The sequence below is a fragment of the Anaerococcus martiniensis genome, from assembly GCF_043187485.1.
GTDB lineage: Bacteria > Bacillota > Clostridia > Tissierellales > Peptoniphilaceae > Anaerococcus > Anaerococcus martiniensis.
The window spans coordinates 1,252,518-1,267,298 of the sequence record NZ_CP171106.1; the positions used below are offsets into that span (position 1 = coordinate 1,252,518).

Genomic DNA, 14,781 nt, shown 5'->3' on the forward strand with positions numbered 1-14,781 from the left:
TATATAAGGAGCTTTATATATGGAAAATTTAGAAAAAATTAAAGATCAAACTAGAAATGCAATCGATGAATTGATTATAAAAGCAGATTTAAAAGAAAATGACATCCTAGTTTTAGGTGGATCAACTAGTGAAATAAATGGCGGAACAATTGGAAAAGATTCTAGCTTAGAAATCGGAAATGCAGTAATCAAAACGGTATTAGAAATTCTTGATGAAAAAAATATAAAGCTTGCTGTCCAATGCTGCGAGCATATAAATCGTGCCATAGTCATTGAAAAGGAAGTAGCTTTAAAAAACAACTTTGAAATTGTATCGGTAGTTCCTGCCCTAAATGCAGGTGGGGCAATGAGTGTGGCTGCCTTTAGTCAAATAAAAAATCCAGTTGTAATTGAACATGTGATTGCAAAAGCAGGGATTGACATTGGTGATACAGAAATCGGTATGCATGTAAAATTTGTCCAAGTACCCCTAAGACTAGAAGAAAAGTACATAGGCAAGGCAAGAGTAACAGCCTTAAAATCTCGTTCAAAATTAATTGGCGGTGCCCGTGCTATATATGAATAATATCCTTGTTATTTATAATTAATCTTGTATAGTACTTTAGGCTAAAAAAGAGAAAAGAGGGTTAATGATGGAAAATTATGATGTTATAGTAGTTGGCGCTGGAGCCGCTGGGGCTTTTATGGCCTACGAATTTAAAAAACTAAATACTGACAAAAAAGTTTTGATAATTGATGGGGGTAGGCAAGTAGCAAATAGATCTTGTCCAATCACGGATGGAAAAGTTGACCACTGCATCCACTGCAATCCTTGCAATATTATGTATGGTTTTGGAGGAGCAGGTACACTTTCAGATGGAAAATACAATATCACAACCAATTTTGGTGGAGATTTACACGAGTACATAGGCGAAAAAAAGGCCATGGATCTAATGGAATATGTGGATTCAGTTTTGATGGATTTTGATGGTGGAGAATTAGAATTATATTCTACAGACAAGAATGATTTAAAAACCAAGTGTCTCCAACACGATTTGCACCTTTTAGATGCAAAAGTTCGACACTTTGGTACTGAGAGAAATAAAATCATTCTTCAAAAAATCTATGACTACGTAAAAGATGAAATAGACTTTAAATTTAAAACTATGGTTACTGAAGTTTCTTATGAAAATGAGATTTATACTTTAAAAACAAATGATGGAGAAACTTATACCTGCAAGGACTTGGTGCTTGCAGCGGGTCGTTCAGGGTCAAAATGGATTTCAAAAGTTTGCGACCAATTTGAAGTCCCTACACGTAAAAACCGTGTAGACATTGGTGTGCGTGTTGAAGTTCCAGCAGAAGTTTTTAAACACATAACAGATGATGTTTATGAAGCAAAAATAATGTATCAAACCAAACAATATAACGATGTAGTTCGTACTTTTTGTATGAATCCTTATGGCCAAGTAGTTGTTGAAAATACAAATGGAATCCAAACTGTAAATGGTCACTCATTTACAGATCCTAATCTTCAATCGCCAAACACAAACTTCGCACTTTTAGTAACCAACAAATTTACAGAACCATTTGAAGATTCAAATGAATATGGTGAATCAATTGCTAGACTTTCAAATATGCTAGGTGGTGGAGTATTGATGCAAAGATTTGGAGATTTAGTAAAAGGGCGTCGTTCATCAGAAAGACGCATGTCAAAATCATTTACAAAACCAACCTTAAATGCAACTGCTGGTGATCTTTCACTAGTAATGCCAAAAAGACAGCTAGATGATATTATCGAAATGATTTACCAATTAGATAAGATTGCCCCAGGTATGGCAAATGATGACACACTTTTATATGGTATAGAAGTTAAATTCTACAATTCAGTTGTGGATGTGGACAGCAATTTTGAAACAAGACAAAAAGGCCTTTACTGCCTAGGAGATGGTTCTGGAGTGACCCACTCACTTTCTCAAGCATCAGCTTCTGGTGTAGAAATGGCTAGGATTTTAAATTCTAGGGCTTAAAATGAAATATTTTTACGAGAAAATTTCAAAAAAAGATGGCATAATTTTAAGGGGAGTAATAAACACTCCTGATGACTTTGACCCGACCAAAAAATATGCAACGGTTATTTTCTACCACGGATTTGGTGGAGACCGCAATGGAAGTGCTTGGTTTCGTGGACAAAATTCAAAATATCTAACTGATAGGGGATATATAACAGTTCGATTTGATTTTTCTGGAACAAATGAATCCGACGGCGACTTTTATGACATGACAGTAAGCCGTGAAGAAGAAGAAGCTATAATGATTTATGATTTTACAAGGCTACGTAAATTTGTAGATAGGAGCAGGATTTACCTAGTAGGGCATTCGTTGGGTGGAGTTATTTCTACCCTGATTGCCCCAAAAGTAAATCCAAAAGCTATGGTACTTTTAGCCCCTGCCAGCGATATGAATAATCCTGAGTACCTAAAAATAGCAGGAATGACCTACTTTGATCCAAAAACCGATAAGCAAAATTTGGATAAGATCGAAATAGCAAAAAAACTAAGAGAAACACAGGATGTAGATATAGGCGGAGTAAAACTTCACAAAGGATTTTTGCTAGACTTTTTGCCAAAGGATATTTATGGCGAGGCCAGCAGATATAAGGGCAATGTTTTGATTTTGCGTGGGACCCAGGATGATTTGGTATTTAATGATGCCAATGAAAAACTTCAGAAAGCTTTTGCTAATGCAAAATACGAGCAGATAATAGATGCTGATCATTCCTTTAAAAACTTTGACCATAGGCAGATAGTTTTTGAAAAAATGTATAATTTTTTAGAAGAGAACAAATAATTTACCACCTAAGGGTGGTTTTTTACTGTTAATGACCAAAATACCTTAAAAATCAAGATGAAATATTAGTTTTTAAAGTTATAATAAAAGTATGACTAAATTTTTGATTACAACTAGTTTCGGTCTTGAAGCCCTTGTTAAAAGACAACTTTTGGACATGGGATATGAAGATTTTGAAGTTAGTGATGGGATGATTAGTTTAAATGCTAATTTATCTGATATTTCAAAACTAAATATAAATTTACGACAGGCAGATAGGGTTTATCTTGTTGTTGATGAATTTATGGCAAATGACTTTGACCAGCTTTTTGAAGGGGTGAAGAAAATCTCTTGGCCTGATTACTTGGCTAAGGATAGCAATTTTATGGTGGCTGCTAGGACTCATAAGTCAAAATTATTTTCTGTTCCTAGCATTCAATCTGTCACAGAAAAAGCTATTGTCGATTCAATGAGAAAAAGATTCAATATCAAGCACTTTGATAAATCTGGCCATAGGGTTCAAATTGAGGTAATGCTTAAAAATGACATTGCTACAATTGCAATTGATACTTCTGGAGAGGGTCTTCATAAGCGTGGTTACCGCGAAGATAGTGTAAAAGCACCGCTTCGTGAAAACTTGGCAGCAGCCCTTGTGGACTTATCTTTTTATAATCCTGATAGGTTTTTGTTTGATGGGTTTTGCGGCTCTGGAACTATTTTGATAGAAGCTGCTAGAAAGGCTCGCAATATTGCTCCTGGCATAGACCGTAATTTTGATTTTGAAAACTTTATTTTCATTGACAAAGACCAACATAAACTGACCAAAAAACAATCCTTGGAAGTAATTGATTATGACAAAAAATTAAACTTGCTAGGTTCAGATATTTCTGGTAGAGCAATTTCCCTTGCCAAAAACAATGCCATAAATGCTGGTGTTGGTGAGGATATTTCATTTCTGACTCGAGATTTTTCAAATGTTGCTATTAAGGATGATTTTGGGATTATGATTTCAAATCCTCCTTATGGAGAGAGATTATCTAACATTGACACAGATGAGATTTATGCAAAAATAAATGACAAATTTAAAAACAAAGACACTTGGTCCTTGTATTTTATTAGTAGTGATGAAAAATTTGATCAAAAATTTAAGAGAAAACTTTCAAAAAAGAGAAAACTATATAACGGTGGAGAAAAGGTAGATTTTTACCAATATTACGGAAAGAAACCTGATAAAAATGGAGGAAATAATTGACTGCAAAGAAAGAAAACACTGACGGGAAAAGAATAGCTATTCTGATTCTATCTGTTATTGTAGCTATTTATCTAATTGGAACTGTAATTTTTTCATATATAGCCCTGCCAGGAACAATTTTAAATGGCAAGGACATTTCATATGCTTCTAAAAAAGAAGCTTTGGCAGCTGCGCCGGATGATTTTGGATTAAAAGTTACAGGACGTGATGGCAGAGAACTAACTATAAATCCTAAAGATATTGACTACACTGCTGAGTTGCCTAAAGATGCAAAAATAGATCAAAATCCATTTGCATGGCCAGGTGCAGTGGTGAATAAAAAAGAGCAAGATTATAATTTTGACTACAAGGTAGACTATAATCAAGAAAAACTAAATAAAAAAATTGATGATTCAAATTTAATGAATGGTATTACTGAGCCTCAAGATGCAAAAATTGCCATAAAAAATGGTGAATTTGTAATTGAAAAAGAGGTTGAGGGTAACAAAATCGATAAGGAAAAACTAAAAAAATCAATTATCGATAGTATAAATACCAAAAGTAAAGAAGTAGCTTTGGATAATAGCTATTACTTTGCCCCAGAGGTAAAAAGCAATGATCCAGAATTACAAAAAATTATAGAAGATGCTGACCATATCAAGGATATGACAATTTCATTTAATTTTAATGGCTTTGATTTCAAACTAGAAGGTGATTCTTTATTAGAATTATTTGATATGAATGAACATGGTCTTGAATTAAACTACGACAAAGTCCATGAATACGTAAAATATCTAGCAAGTGAAACTGATACTTACGGGAAAAATCGTAAATTTAATGCTACTGGCATTGGTGAAATAGTTGTTGGACCAGGAGTTTATGGTTTTAAATTAGATATTGATGGCATGATTGATAAAATTTATGAACAAATTAATTCTAGAAAAAGTGGAGATATAGAGCCAGTTTATGCAAATATTGCTTATGTAAGAACAGAAACTGGTGAAGATATTGGTGATACTTATGTAGAAGTAGATATTTCTCGCCAACATATGTGGTTTTATAAAAATGGTGAGTTAATTTTAGAATCTGATTTTGTATCAGGAAGACCAGTTGATGGCTGGGCAAGTAATGTAGGTGTTGGACAAATTTTAAATAAGGCTGCAAATACCAAGCTAAAAGGATTTAACTTTGACGGAGTAACTCAATATGAAACTCCAGTTGATTATTGGATGCCAATTGGCTGGGATGGAGAAGGATTCCATGATGCACCATGGCGTGGAGCCTTTGGTGGAGAACTTTATCTGCAAAATGGATCTCATGGTTGCTACAACCTACCACCATCAGCTGCAAAAGCTTTGTTTGAAAATGTTGATTATGTAACTCCGGTTATAGTTTACGAATCAAGCACTAACAATTCACCAGCTATGGCTTATTAAGAGAGAATATGATAAAAATTGAAAATCTAAGTTATGCTTATTCAACAAGCGAGGATGAACAAAGCCATTTTGCCCTAAGAGGACTTGATCTTGACATAAATAAAGGAGATTTTGTTGCCGTACTAGGACACAATGGCTCTGGTAAATCCACTCTGGGAAAACTTATGAATGCGCAAATTTTCCCGACAGAAGGTAATATTTGGATAGATGACTTAAACACAAATGATGAAAATTTAATATGGGATGTAAGGGGCAAATGCTCCATGGTATTCCAAAACCCAGATAACCAAATGGTTGCAACTACTGTTGAAGAAGAAGTGGCCTTTGGTGTAGAAAATTTACGAATCCCAAACCCAGAGCTGCGTGAAAGAGTCGATAATGCCATAGAATTAGTTGGTATGAGTGATTTTAAGACTAGGAACCCAGCTTCTCTTTCAGGTGGGCAAAAACAAAGAGTTTCTATAGCTGGAGTAATTGCAATGATGAGTGATTATATCATCTTTGATGAGCCAACAGCTATGCTTGATCCTCAGGGTAGAAAAGATGTTATAAAACTTGTTGAAGACCTAAATAAAAATTATGGCAAGACAATTATTTATATAACCCATTATATGGAAGAGGCTATAATTGCAGATAAAATAGTGGTTTTGGACAAGGGTCAAAAAGCCCTTGAGGGCTCAGCTCTTGAGGTCTTTTCTAAGGTAGATCAAATGAAAGACCTAGGTCTTTCTGTACCCCAAGTAACAGAGGTAGCCTACGAACTTAAACAAAAAGGTGTAAAGTTTGATAGACTACCATTGAGTATTGATGAATTTTTGGAGAGCATATGAACTTAGATATAAAAAATGTTGATTTTATTTACAATCAAGGGCTACCGTCTGAAGTATATGCTCTAAAAGATATCAATCTTCATATAGGAAACCATGAGATAATAGGCCTAATAGGGCAAACAGGATCGGGAAAATCAACCCTGGTCCAATTATTAAATGGCCTTCTAATTCCAACAAATGGAGATGTTATTGTTGATGGTATTAGTACAAAAGATAAGGAAAAACGTAGGGACATTAGATTTAAGGTGGGTCTAGTATTTCAATATCCAGAACACCAACTTTTTGAAGAATCTATTGCAAAAGACATTGCATTTGGTCCTACAAATATGAAATTAACTGAAGAAGAGGTTGATATAAGGGTGAAAGAGGCAATGGCAAAAGTTGGCCTTGATTATGAAAAATATAAGGACGTATCACCTTTTGAAATCTCTGGAGGCCAGCAAAGAAGAGTTGCAGTTGCAGGTATTATTTCAATGAATCCTAAGGTTTTAGTTTTAGATGAGCTGACAGCAGGACTTGATCCAGTAGGTCGTGAAGAAATTTTTGAAGAAATTATTAATATTTATAATAATGACCCAGAACTGACAATCGTCTTAGTAAGCCATTCCATGGAAGATGTGGCAGAGTATGTAGAGAGGGTTATTGTCATGAACAAGGGACAAATTTATAGCGATGCTTCAACTTATGATACATTTACCAAGGTGGATTTAGAAAAAATTGGCCTAGATGTTCCTCAAATTTCAAAATTTATGAAAGCTTATAAAGAAAAGGGCCATGATGTACGTGATGACATCTACACAATAGAAGATGCAGTAAAGGAACTTAGCAGATATTTAGGAGCAGCCCATGAATAGAGTAACAATTGGTCAATATTTACCCTTTGATACCTTTATCCATAGGCTAGATCCTAGGGTAAAGCTTATTGGAGTATTTGCATATATAATTACAGTATTTTTTGTAGAAGATTTTGTAAGCTTCATTCCCTTTGCCTTATTACTTGTGGCCATGATTTTTATTGCCAAAATCCCTATAAAATCTGTTTTTAAATCCCTAAAACCCCTACTATTTATTATTATAGTAACTGCACTTATAAATTTATTTACAGCTCCGGGTAATGTGATTTTTAATATTGGTCCACTAACTATTACCGATGAAGGGGTCTATAGAACTCTTTTTACAGTTATCAGACTAATATTAATTATTCTTACAACATCTATTTTAACTTACACAACAAGTCCCATGGAACTTACAGATGGTTTAGAAAAACTATTTTCACCCCTAAAAAGATTTGGGTTTCCGGCAGGAGAACTTGCCATGATGATAAGTATATCTCTAAGATTTATCCCAACCTTATTTGATGAAGCAAATAAAATTAGGATGGCTCAAATGGCTAGAGGTGCAGATTTTGAATCGGGAAATATCATAAACCGTGCTACAGCTATGATTCCTCTTCTAGTGCCACTTTTTATAAATGCCTTTAAAAGATCAGATGAATTAGCAACTGCCATGGAAGCTAGGATGTATAGTATAGGGGAAGAACGCACAAAATTAAATGAGATTTTTATGGATAAGACAGACTATATAACCTTATTCTCATTTTTAGGATTTTGTGCACTGATAATACTTAAGAAATATTTATGGTAAAAAATATACTTTTAAAAATAGGCTATGATGGGACAAATTTTCATGGTTTTCAATTCCAAGAAAACCTTAGAAATATAGAAACTGAAATAAAAAAAGCCATTCATAAGGTGACAAATGAAAATAATCGCATAATTGCAGCAGGCAGGACTGATGCAGGAGTCCATGCCTATGCCCAATATGTAAATTTTCTTACAGCAACAAATATAAATCCCAAGGCCTTTAAATTTCATATTGAACCTCACTTGCCAGATGATATAATTTCTATAGAATCAAAAGAAGTAGACCTAGGTTTTCATGCCAGATTTTCTGCAAAAACAAAAACCTACCAGTACCTTATTTGTAGGGATAAAATGATGCATCCTATTTATAGAAATTATATGGAGCAAGTTACATATCCCTTGGACTTAGAAAAACTTCAAAAGGGACTTGATATATTAAAAGGCGAACATGATTTTAAGGCCTTTATGCGAGTGGATAAGGACTTAGAAATCAATACAGTCCGCACTATAGATGATGCTTACTTTGTAGAAAATGAAAATAAAGTAGAAATTTATTTTAAGGCCAATAGTTTTTTGTACAATCAAGTAAGGATAATGTCCGGGGCTCTGATTGAGCTAGCCCGTGGCAAAATATCCCTTGAAGAATTTGAAAGTTTTTTTGATACAGCAAATACAAAAAAGGCAAATCCTGCCCTTTCTGCAAGTGGGCTATATTTATGGAGTATAGATTATGAGTGAAACAAAGATAAAAAAATCTGATTTTATCAAAGAATTTAAGGCCTTTGTCTTAATTTTTATGGTAGTATTTGGTTTTTTTAATATAGGCTATGAAAAATTAATATACTTTATGATTGTAGCAAGTGTTTTGCTTTTTGCAGCAGTGGTTTATATAAAGGAAAATGGTTTGACCTTTACCAAACACTTTCTTAATTTAATTATAGCTTTCTATAATATAATTACTTTATTTTTTATGGTACAATATTTTATAGGCGGCATAGAGGAAAATAGAGTTTTTGAAGTATTATTAAAACCATTCTATGATGGAGAAATATATAATATTGCTTCTATTATTTGGGTTTTTATCCTGACTTTATTTTTACAAATGCTACAATTCAACTCAAATAGACCTAGTGGGGAAAACTATGGAAGATAATAATCAAAAAATAAAAGATGAAGAGCTTTATGATCCTGAGCTTGAAGAAATTTTAGATGAAGAAAATAAAAGACCGGGAAAGAGAAAAAAAAGATATAAGAGACTAAATCCAAAAAAATTATTAATAGCTTTTCTTTTAGTAATCTTGCTAGCAGGAGCTCTTTACTATATAAATAAAAAACAAAATACAGCTAACAAGGAAATACAAACAGCAGAATCTATTGACCAAAATTCTTACAATGGCTCTACAATCATGAGAGTAGATTTAAATCAAATTAACAAAATCAATATTGATTTAAAAACTGCTGATGTTCGTATTCAACGTTCAAATACCAATCCTTATATCGAATACACCCGCCTTTATAGGGGAGATGAGGATGAATACACTATCGACGTTTCCTACGAAAATGGTGTTTTAAATCTAAAATCAAACATCAAGGGTAAGGAATTAAATATGAAAAATAAGGTACAAATCCTTAGAATTTTCTTACCAATGGATAAAAATCTTGAAGAAATCAAGGCAAATATCGGTGCTGGAGATGTAAAAATAACTGACCTTGAGGTTAGAAATCTAGATTTAAATGTTAGATCAGGTCATATTAGCTTTGAAAATTCATTTTTCGGTGGAAGTGTGACAAATGAAGCTGGTGACATCAAACTAGATAAATCTGAACTATTAAATACAAAACTTACAACAAATGCTGGTGATATTATCATTAATGAAAGTAAGCTAGGCAACAGATCAGACTTTACAACCCAAACTGGCGATATAATTATAGGATCCCAAGACAGCATTGATAATTACAATGTCAAAGCAAATCTTGAAGTTGGAAATTTTGTTATAGGCAATATATCTTATAGAAATATAAAAGATGGTTTTAGCAAAAATAATAAGGCCCAAAAAGACATTAGCCTAAAAACAAAAGTTGGAGATATAACTTTCAATAAGGGAGAAGGGGCAATTCTTGAAGAAGAAGAATATATCACCAATCAAACACCAACTGATGATGAAGAAGACCAAACAAATACAGAAGAAGATGAATATGAGGATGAGCCTACTGAGGAAACTGATGCTGAAGTTCCTGAGGAAAATCTAGAAGGAGAAACGGCTGATCCAAACCAAGGAAATAATAATTAAGTTCATTTGAGCTTAATTATTTTTTTTAGGATTTAAAATGACAGAAAATTTACTAATTGAAAATTTAAAAAAATATTTTGGCTATGAGACCTTTAGGCCAGGCCAAGAGGAAATAATAAAGAATATTTTGGATGGCAAGGACGTCTTAGGAGTCTTGCCAACTGGTGGTGGAAAATCAATTTGCTATCAATTGCCAGCACTTATAATGGAAGGAATTACCCTTGTAATTTCCCCATTAATATCACTAATGAAAGACCAAGTCGATGCCCTAAAGGAAAATGGTATTAGTGCAAGTTTTATAAATTCTTCCATGACTAGCCAAGAATACAAAGATAGCCTTAGTGAAATTAGCCGAGGTAGGGTAAAACTTTTATATATTTCCCCAGAAAGACTTGAAAATGATTTTTTTATGGATTTTATCAAGGGGCTAAATATTAATTTTCTAGCCATAGATGAGGCACACTGCATAAGCCAATGGGGGCACGATTTTAGGCCAGCCTATAAGTTAATACCAAATATTTATGATGCCCTAGGAGATATACCAGTTGCAGCCTTTACAGCAACAGCAACCAAGGAAGTACGAGATGATATAATAAAGAATCTTCAGTTAAAAAATCCCTTTGTAAAAGTAACTGGTTTTGATAGGGAAAACCTAACTTATATTGTAGAAAAACCAAATGATAAACTAAAATTTTTAAAAGGATTTCTAAAAGACCATGATAATGAATCAGGAATCATCTACGCATCAACACGTAAAAAAGTAGATGAAGTCCATAAGTCACTTAAAAAAATGGGGCTAGATGTTGCGAAATACCATGCAGGACTTGCTGAAAATACTAGAATAAAAAACCAAGATGACTTTATATATGATAGGAAAAAAATAATTGTTGCAACCAATGCCTTTGGTATGGGCATTGATAAAAGTAATGTCCGTTTTGTAATTCACTATAATATGCCAAAGGATATGGAATCCTACTACCAAGAAGCCGGACGTGCTGGCCGTGATGGTGAAGATGTCGATTGCATTTTGCTTTATAATGCCCAAGACATAATTATCAATAAGTTTTTAATAAATCAAAGCCACAATTTTACTTTTAAGAAATACCAGCTAGAAAAACTTCAAACCATAATAAATTATGTAAATACCAGTAATTGCTTGAGGGCCTTTATACTGGATTATTTTGGAAGTGAATCCATGGACTCTTGTGATAATTGCTCAAATTGTCTAAGTGATTCTAAAAAAACTGATGCAACAGTAGATAGTCAAAAAATTCTATCTTGTATTTATAGGCTGGACCAAAGATATGGGTCAAAAACAGTTGTGGATTGCCTAAAGGGTTCACAAAATAAAAATGCCCGCGATAAAAATTTGTCTGAACTTTCTACCTTCGGTATTATGAAGGCCAATGATGAAAAATATATAAAGGATTTGATAGGAACATTAATTGCGGATGGTTATATTAGAGTAAGTGGTGGACAGTATCCTATTTTAAAATTAACAGAAAAATCAAAGCAAGTCCTTTTTCACAATGAAAAAGTATTTGTCATTGAAAATAAAAAAGATCCTGTCAAGAAAAAAGAAAAAATATCTAGGTCTATTGACCCATTTGACTATGATGATAAATTATTTAATCACCTGAAAAAAGTAAGATTAGACTTATCAAAGGATAGGAATATTCCTCCCTTTATCATTTTTTCAGATGCATCCTTAAAAGACATGGCAACCCTAAAACCTCAAAGTGAGGAGAAATTTTTAGAAGTAAAGGGTGTGGGGGACAAAAAATTAGTCCAATATGGGGACATATTTATAGCTGAAATATCAGAATTTTTGGCAGCAAGTAAGTAAATAAAAAATCTCACAATTAAGTGAGATTTTTTTATTTCTATAATAAGTTTATTCCTTTATTTTCTAGGGCCATCCTATAATCATCTGGCCAGTAAGAAACTTGAACTTCGCCAATATGGGCTTTTTGCAAGAAGAACATACAAATTCTAGATTGGCCTATACCTCCACCAACAGTTTGTGGTAGCTTGCCATCAATTAATAATTTGTGATATTCAAATTTTAAGCGGTCAAGATTATCTGATTGCTTTAGTTGTTCGTTTAATCTATCAGGGTTTACACGAATACCCATAGAAGATAATTCCAATTGGTCATCTAAAACTGGATTGTAAACGATGATGTCACCATTTAGTAGCCAATCATCATAGTCAGGGGCTCTGTTATCGTGTTTTTGACCATTTGAAAGTGTTGTACCAATTTGCATTAAAAATATTGCCCCACATTCTTTTACTGCAAGTCTTTCACGTTCTGTGCTATCTTCTACATCTGGATACTTATCTAAGAGTTCTTGGCTGGTTATAAATGTGATTTGATCTTTTAATAGCTTGTGTCTTTGTGGAATTAAGCTACAAAGATATTCATCAAGAGACTTTAGGGTGCGGTAGATTACATTTACTACTCTTTTTAAATATTCGACACTTCGCTCTTCTTCGTCCATTATTAATTCCCAGTCCCATTGGTCAACATAAAATGAATGAGTATTATCTGGAACTTCGCAGCGGCGGATAGCGTTCATATCTGTATATAAGCCCTCGTGGGATTTAAAATTGTATTTTTTTAGGGCGTATCGTTTCCATTTTGCAAGGGAGTGTACTATTTCTAATTCCTCATTATTTGCTTCTGGTACGTCAAAAACAACTGGTCCTTCAAAACCATTTAAGTTATCATTTAAACCTGAATCTGTGGAAACAAAAAGTGGGGCTGAGACCCTTTTTAAATTTAAATTATTTGCTAAATTTATTTGAAAATAATCTTTTATTTCTTTTATTAATAGTTGTGTAGTGTATAAATCTGGATCTGATGTGTACCCTTCAGGCACGATAATTTTGCTCATGTAATACCTCTTTTTCTATAATTACTTAATAATTATAATTTTTTAAGATTTGTTGTCAAGGATAACGTTTTTGGCTAATTTATTTTAAGAAAATTTTTAATTTTGCCAATTAACTTAAAATAATTATTGCAAAATTGTTATAAAATAAAAACATCATTTATTAATCGTCCTATATGAGGAGGTTAATTTGGTCGGTTGTTTCTTATTTTTATGTTAAGGAGAGAAGATGGATAAAAATTATTCTAATTTATTTACTGTTGATGGACCAGTGAGTCTAAAACAATCATTGCCTTTAGCATTTGAACATCTTATTGCAATGATTGCAGGATGTATCGCTCCAACTTTAATTTTTGCTGGAGCGGCTGGACTTGATTATGCTGATTCTATTCTTTTGGTTCAAATGTCACTTATTGGTTCTGCACTTACTACCCTTTTAATTATATTAGCACCTGTGCATCTGATAGGTAATAAGCTTCCTATGATATATGGGGTTAGTTTTTCCTATGTGCCAACCATGATTGCACTTTCAAATCAATTTCAAAGTTTGGGGGCCAAAAATATTGTAGCCATAGTCTTAGGTGCCCAATTAATAGCAGCTATTGTTTCATTTATATTTGGTTATGCTCTAAAATTCGTATTGCCTTATTTTCCGCCTCTTGTAGCAGGTACTGTTGTTTTATCAATAGGACTTTCACTTTATCCTGTTGCTCTTAATTATATGGGTGGGGGTGGAGACCTCTCCATGCCAGGATGGGGAGCTTGGCAATATTGGTTTATTGCAGGGGTAACTCTCCTTGCAAATATAATTTTCACTCACTTTGGCAAGGGGATGTTTTCTCTAGCTTCAGTTTTGCTTTCTATGATTGTAGGTTATATTTTAGCTTATTTTATGGGATATGTTGATTTAAACCCAGTAAGTGAAGCTACTTGGTTTTCTGTAATAAGACCTATGTATTTTGGAATTAGCTTTGAACCTTCAGCAATTGCAGCATTTATAATAATTTTCATAGTTACTTGTATTGAGGGAATAGGTGATATGAATTCTGCTACAATTGGAGGTCTAGATAGACCAGCAACAGAAGATGAGCTACGTGGGGGCATCATGGGATTCTCATTTGCCAACATAATCGGTTCATTTTTAGGAACTTTGCCTACATCAACTTTTTCACAAAATGCGGGCATTGTTTCTATTAATAAAGTAATTAATAAAAAAGTATTTATTACATCAGCTATGATGATTCTAATTGCAGGGCTGGTTCCAAAGTTTTCTTCCCTACTGCTTACAATTCCGTTTCCAGTCATAGGTGGAGCTACAATTTCAGTTTTTGCAGCTATAACTATGAATGGTGTTAGAATGATAACCAGTCAGCCATTGTCAATGAGAAATACTTATATAGTCGGTGTTTCGGTAGCAATTGGTTTTGGATTTACGCAAGTGGTAACTGCAGCAAATAATGCAGGAGTTACTTTCATGCCACAAAGCTTAGAAGTAGCCATAGGATCATCTCCAGTGGTACTAACAACCATATTTGCATTTTTAATGAATTTACTCATTCCAGAAAAAGAGGAAGATAAAGCTAAATCTTGATGTTTAAATATATTTAAGTGGGTATAATGATAATGTAGGAGAAGCAAATTTTACATA

At 33.4% G+C, this 14,781-nt stretch carries 14 protein-coding genes; 13 read left to right on the top strand and 1 reads right to left on the bottom strand.

Annotation, left to right across the window (positions count from 1 at the left end):
• The first annotated feature begins 19 nt into the window (after nucleotides 1-19).
• The 12 genes from ACF3NF_RS06120 (at nucleotide 20) to recQ (ending at nucleotide 12,085) form a co-directional block, all read left to right on the top strand.
• Nucleotides 20-565, top strand: coding sequence for a TIGR01440 family protein (locus ACF3NF_RS06120; RefSeq protein WP_394022623.1), 546 nt, complete (start codon nucleotides 20-22; stop codon nucleotides 563-565).
• A gap of 67 nt (nucleotides 566-632) precedes the next feature.
• Nucleotides 633-2,009, top strand: a complete 1,377-nt coding sequence (locus ACF3NF_RS06125) for an NAD(P)/FAD-dependent oxidoreductase (protein ID WP_394024448.1) — start codon at nucleotides 633-635, stop codon at nucleotides 2,007-2,009.
• Nucleotide 2,010: 1 nt separating this feature from the next.
• Nucleotides 2,011-2,829, top strand: coding sequence for an alpha/beta hydrolase family protein (locus ACF3NF_RS06130; RefSeq protein WP_394022624.1), 819 nt, complete (start codon nucleotides 2,011-2,013; stop codon nucleotides 2,827-2,829).
• Nucleotides 2,830-2,920: 91 nt separating this feature from the next.
• Nucleotides 2,921-4,060, top strand: coding sequence for a THUMP domain-containing class I SAM-dependent RNA methyltransferase (locus ACF3NF_RS06135; RefSeq protein ID WP_394022625.1), 1,140 nt, complete (start codon nucleotides 2,921-2,923; stop codon nucleotides 4,058-4,060).
• The gene (locus ACF3NF_RS06140) at nucleotides 4,057-5,475 is read left to right on the top strand and encodes a L,D-transpeptidase family protein (protein ID WP_394022626.1); all 1,419 of its coding nucleotides are present in this window, start codon (nucleotides 4,057-4,059) and stop codon (nucleotides 5,473-5,475) included. The genes ACF3NF_RS06135 and ACF3NF_RS06140 overlap by 4 nt, the downstream gene beginning before the upstream one ends.
• 8 nt (nucleotides 5,476-5,483) lie before the next feature.
• Nucleotides 5,484-6,305, top strand: coding sequence for an energy-coupling factor transporter ATPase (locus tag ACF3NF_RS06145; RefSeq protein ID WP_394022627.1), 822 nt, complete (start codon nucleotides 5,484-5,486; stop codon nucleotides 6,303-6,305).
• On the top strand, nucleotides 6,302-7,159 hold the full coding sequence (locus ACF3NF_RS06150; RefSeq protein ID WP_394022628.1) for an energy-coupling factor transporter ATPase: 858 nt from the start codon (nucleotides 6,302-6,304) through the stop codon (nucleotides 7,157-7,159). Before ACF3NF_RS06145 ends, ACF3NF_RS06150 begins: the two co-directional genes overlap by 4 nt.
• Nucleotides 7,152-7,949 carry an energy-coupling factor transporter transmembrane component T family protein gene (locus ACF3NF_RS06155; RefSeq protein WP_394022629.1) on the top strand — a complete coding sequence of 266 codons (798 nt, stop codon included), beginning with the start codon at nucleotides 7,152-7,154 and terminating at the stop codon, nucleotides 7,947-7,949. Before ACF3NF_RS06150 ends, ACF3NF_RS06155 begins: the two co-directional genes overlap by 8 nt.
• The gene (gene truA / locus ACF3NF_RS06160) at nucleotides 7,943-8,686 is read left to right on the top strand and encodes a tRNA pseudouridine(38-40) synthase TruA (RefSeq protein WP_394022630.1); all 744 of its coding nucleotides are present in this window, start codon (nucleotides 7,943-7,945) and stop codon (nucleotides 8,684-8,686) included. Before ACF3NF_RS06155 ends, truA begins: the two co-directional genes overlap by 7 nt.
• Complete coding sequence (locus tag ACF3NF_RS06165) at nucleotides 8,679-9,101, top strand: hypothetical protein (protein WP_394022631.1); 423 nt, start codon at nucleotides 8,679-8,681, stop codon at nucleotides 9,099-9,101. The genes truA and ACF3NF_RS06165 overlap by 8 nt, the downstream gene beginning before the upstream one ends.
• Nucleotides 9,091-10,239 (top strand): DUF4097 family beta strand repeat-containing protein, encoded by a 1,149-nt coding sequence (locus ACF3NF_RS06170; RefSeq protein WP_394022632.1) that lies wholly within the window; start codon nucleotides 9,091-9,093, stop codon nucleotides 10,237-10,239. The genes ACF3NF_RS06165 and ACF3NF_RS06170 overlap by 11 nt, the downstream gene beginning before the upstream one ends.
• 37 nt (nucleotides 10,240-10,276) lie before the next feature.
• The gene (recQ, locus tag ACF3NF_RS06175; protein WP_394022633.1) at nucleotides 10,277-12,085 is read left to right on the top strand and encodes a DNA helicase RecQ; all 1,809 of its coding nucleotides are present in this window, start codon (nucleotides 10,277-10,279) and stop codon (nucleotides 12,083-12,085) included.
• A 37-nt stretch (nucleotides 12,086-12,122) separates the two neighbouring features.
• On the opposite strand, the gene asnA is transcribed toward recQ, so the two are convergent.
• Nucleotides 12,123-13,136: an aspartate--ammonia ligase gene (asnA, locus tag ACF3NF_RS06180; protein WP_394022634.1), complete on the bottom strand. Its 1,014-nt coding sequence runs from the start codon at nucleotides 13,134-13,136 to the stop codon at nucleotides 12,123-12,125.
• Between the two features lie 226 nt (nucleotides 13,137-13,362).
• Here asnA and ACF3NF_RS06185 point away from each other — a divergent pair, with 226 nt between their 5' ends.
• Nucleotides 13,363-14,724, top strand: a complete 1,362-nt coding sequence (locus ACF3NF_RS06185; protein WP_394022635.1) for a uracil-xanthine permease family protein — start codon at nucleotides 13,363-13,365, stop codon at nucleotides 14,722-14,724.
• The last annotated feature ends 57 nt before the right edge of the window (nucleotides 14,725-14,781 follow it).

Bases quoted from the DNA above. Each gene is read 5' to 3' on its own strand.
- ACF3NF_RS06120 (WP_394022623.1), top strand. From the start codon at position 20: ATGGAAAATTTAGAAAAAATTAAAGATCAAACTAGAAATGCAATCGAT.
- ACF3NF_RS06125 (WP_394024448.1), top strand. From the start codon at position 633: ATGGAAAATTATGATGTTATAGTAGTTGGCGCTGGAGCCGCTGGGGCT.
- ACF3NF_RS06130 (WP_394022624.1), top strand. From the start codon at position 2,011: ATGAAATATTTTTACGAGAAAATTTCAAAAAAAGATGGCATAATTTTA.
- ACF3NF_RS06135 (WP_394022625.1), top strand. From the start codon at position 2,921: ATGACTAAATTTTTGATTACAACTAGTTTCGGTCTTGAAGCCCTTGTT.
- ACF3NF_RS06145 (WP_394022627.1), top strand. From the start codon at position 5,484: ATGATAAAAATTGAAAATCTAAGTTATGCTTATTCAACAAGCGAGGAT.
- ACF3NF_RS06150 (WP_394022628.1), top strand. From the start codon at position 6,302: ATGAACTTAGATATAAAAAATGTTGATTTTATTTACAATCAAGGGCTA.
- ACF3NF_RS06155 (WP_394022629.1), top strand. From the start codon at position 7,152: ATGAATAGAGTAACAATTGGTCAATATTTACCCTTTGATACCTTTATC.
- truA (WP_394022630.1), top strand. From the start codon at position 7,943: ATGGTAAAAAATATACTTTTAAAAATAGGCTATGATGGGACAAATTTT.
- ACF3NF_RS06165 (WP_394022631.1), top strand. From the start codon at position 8,679: ATGAGTGAAACAAAGATAAAAAAATCTGATTTTATCAAAGAATTTAAG.
- ACF3NF_RS06170 (WP_394022632.1), top strand. From the start codon at position 9,091: ATGGAAGATAATAATCAAAAAATAAAAGATGAAGAGCTTTATGATCCT.
- recQ (WP_394022633.1), top strand. From the start codon at position 10,277: ATGACAGAAAATTTACTAATTGAAAATTTAAAAAAATATTTTGGCTAT.
- asnA (WP_394022634.1), bottom strand. From the start codon at position 13,136: ATGAGCAAAATTATCGTGCCTGAAGGGTACACATCAGATCCAGATTTA.
- ACF3NF_RS06185 (WP_394022635.1), top strand. From the start codon at position 13,363: ATGGATAAAAATTATTCTAATTTATTTACTGTTGATGGACCAGTGAGT.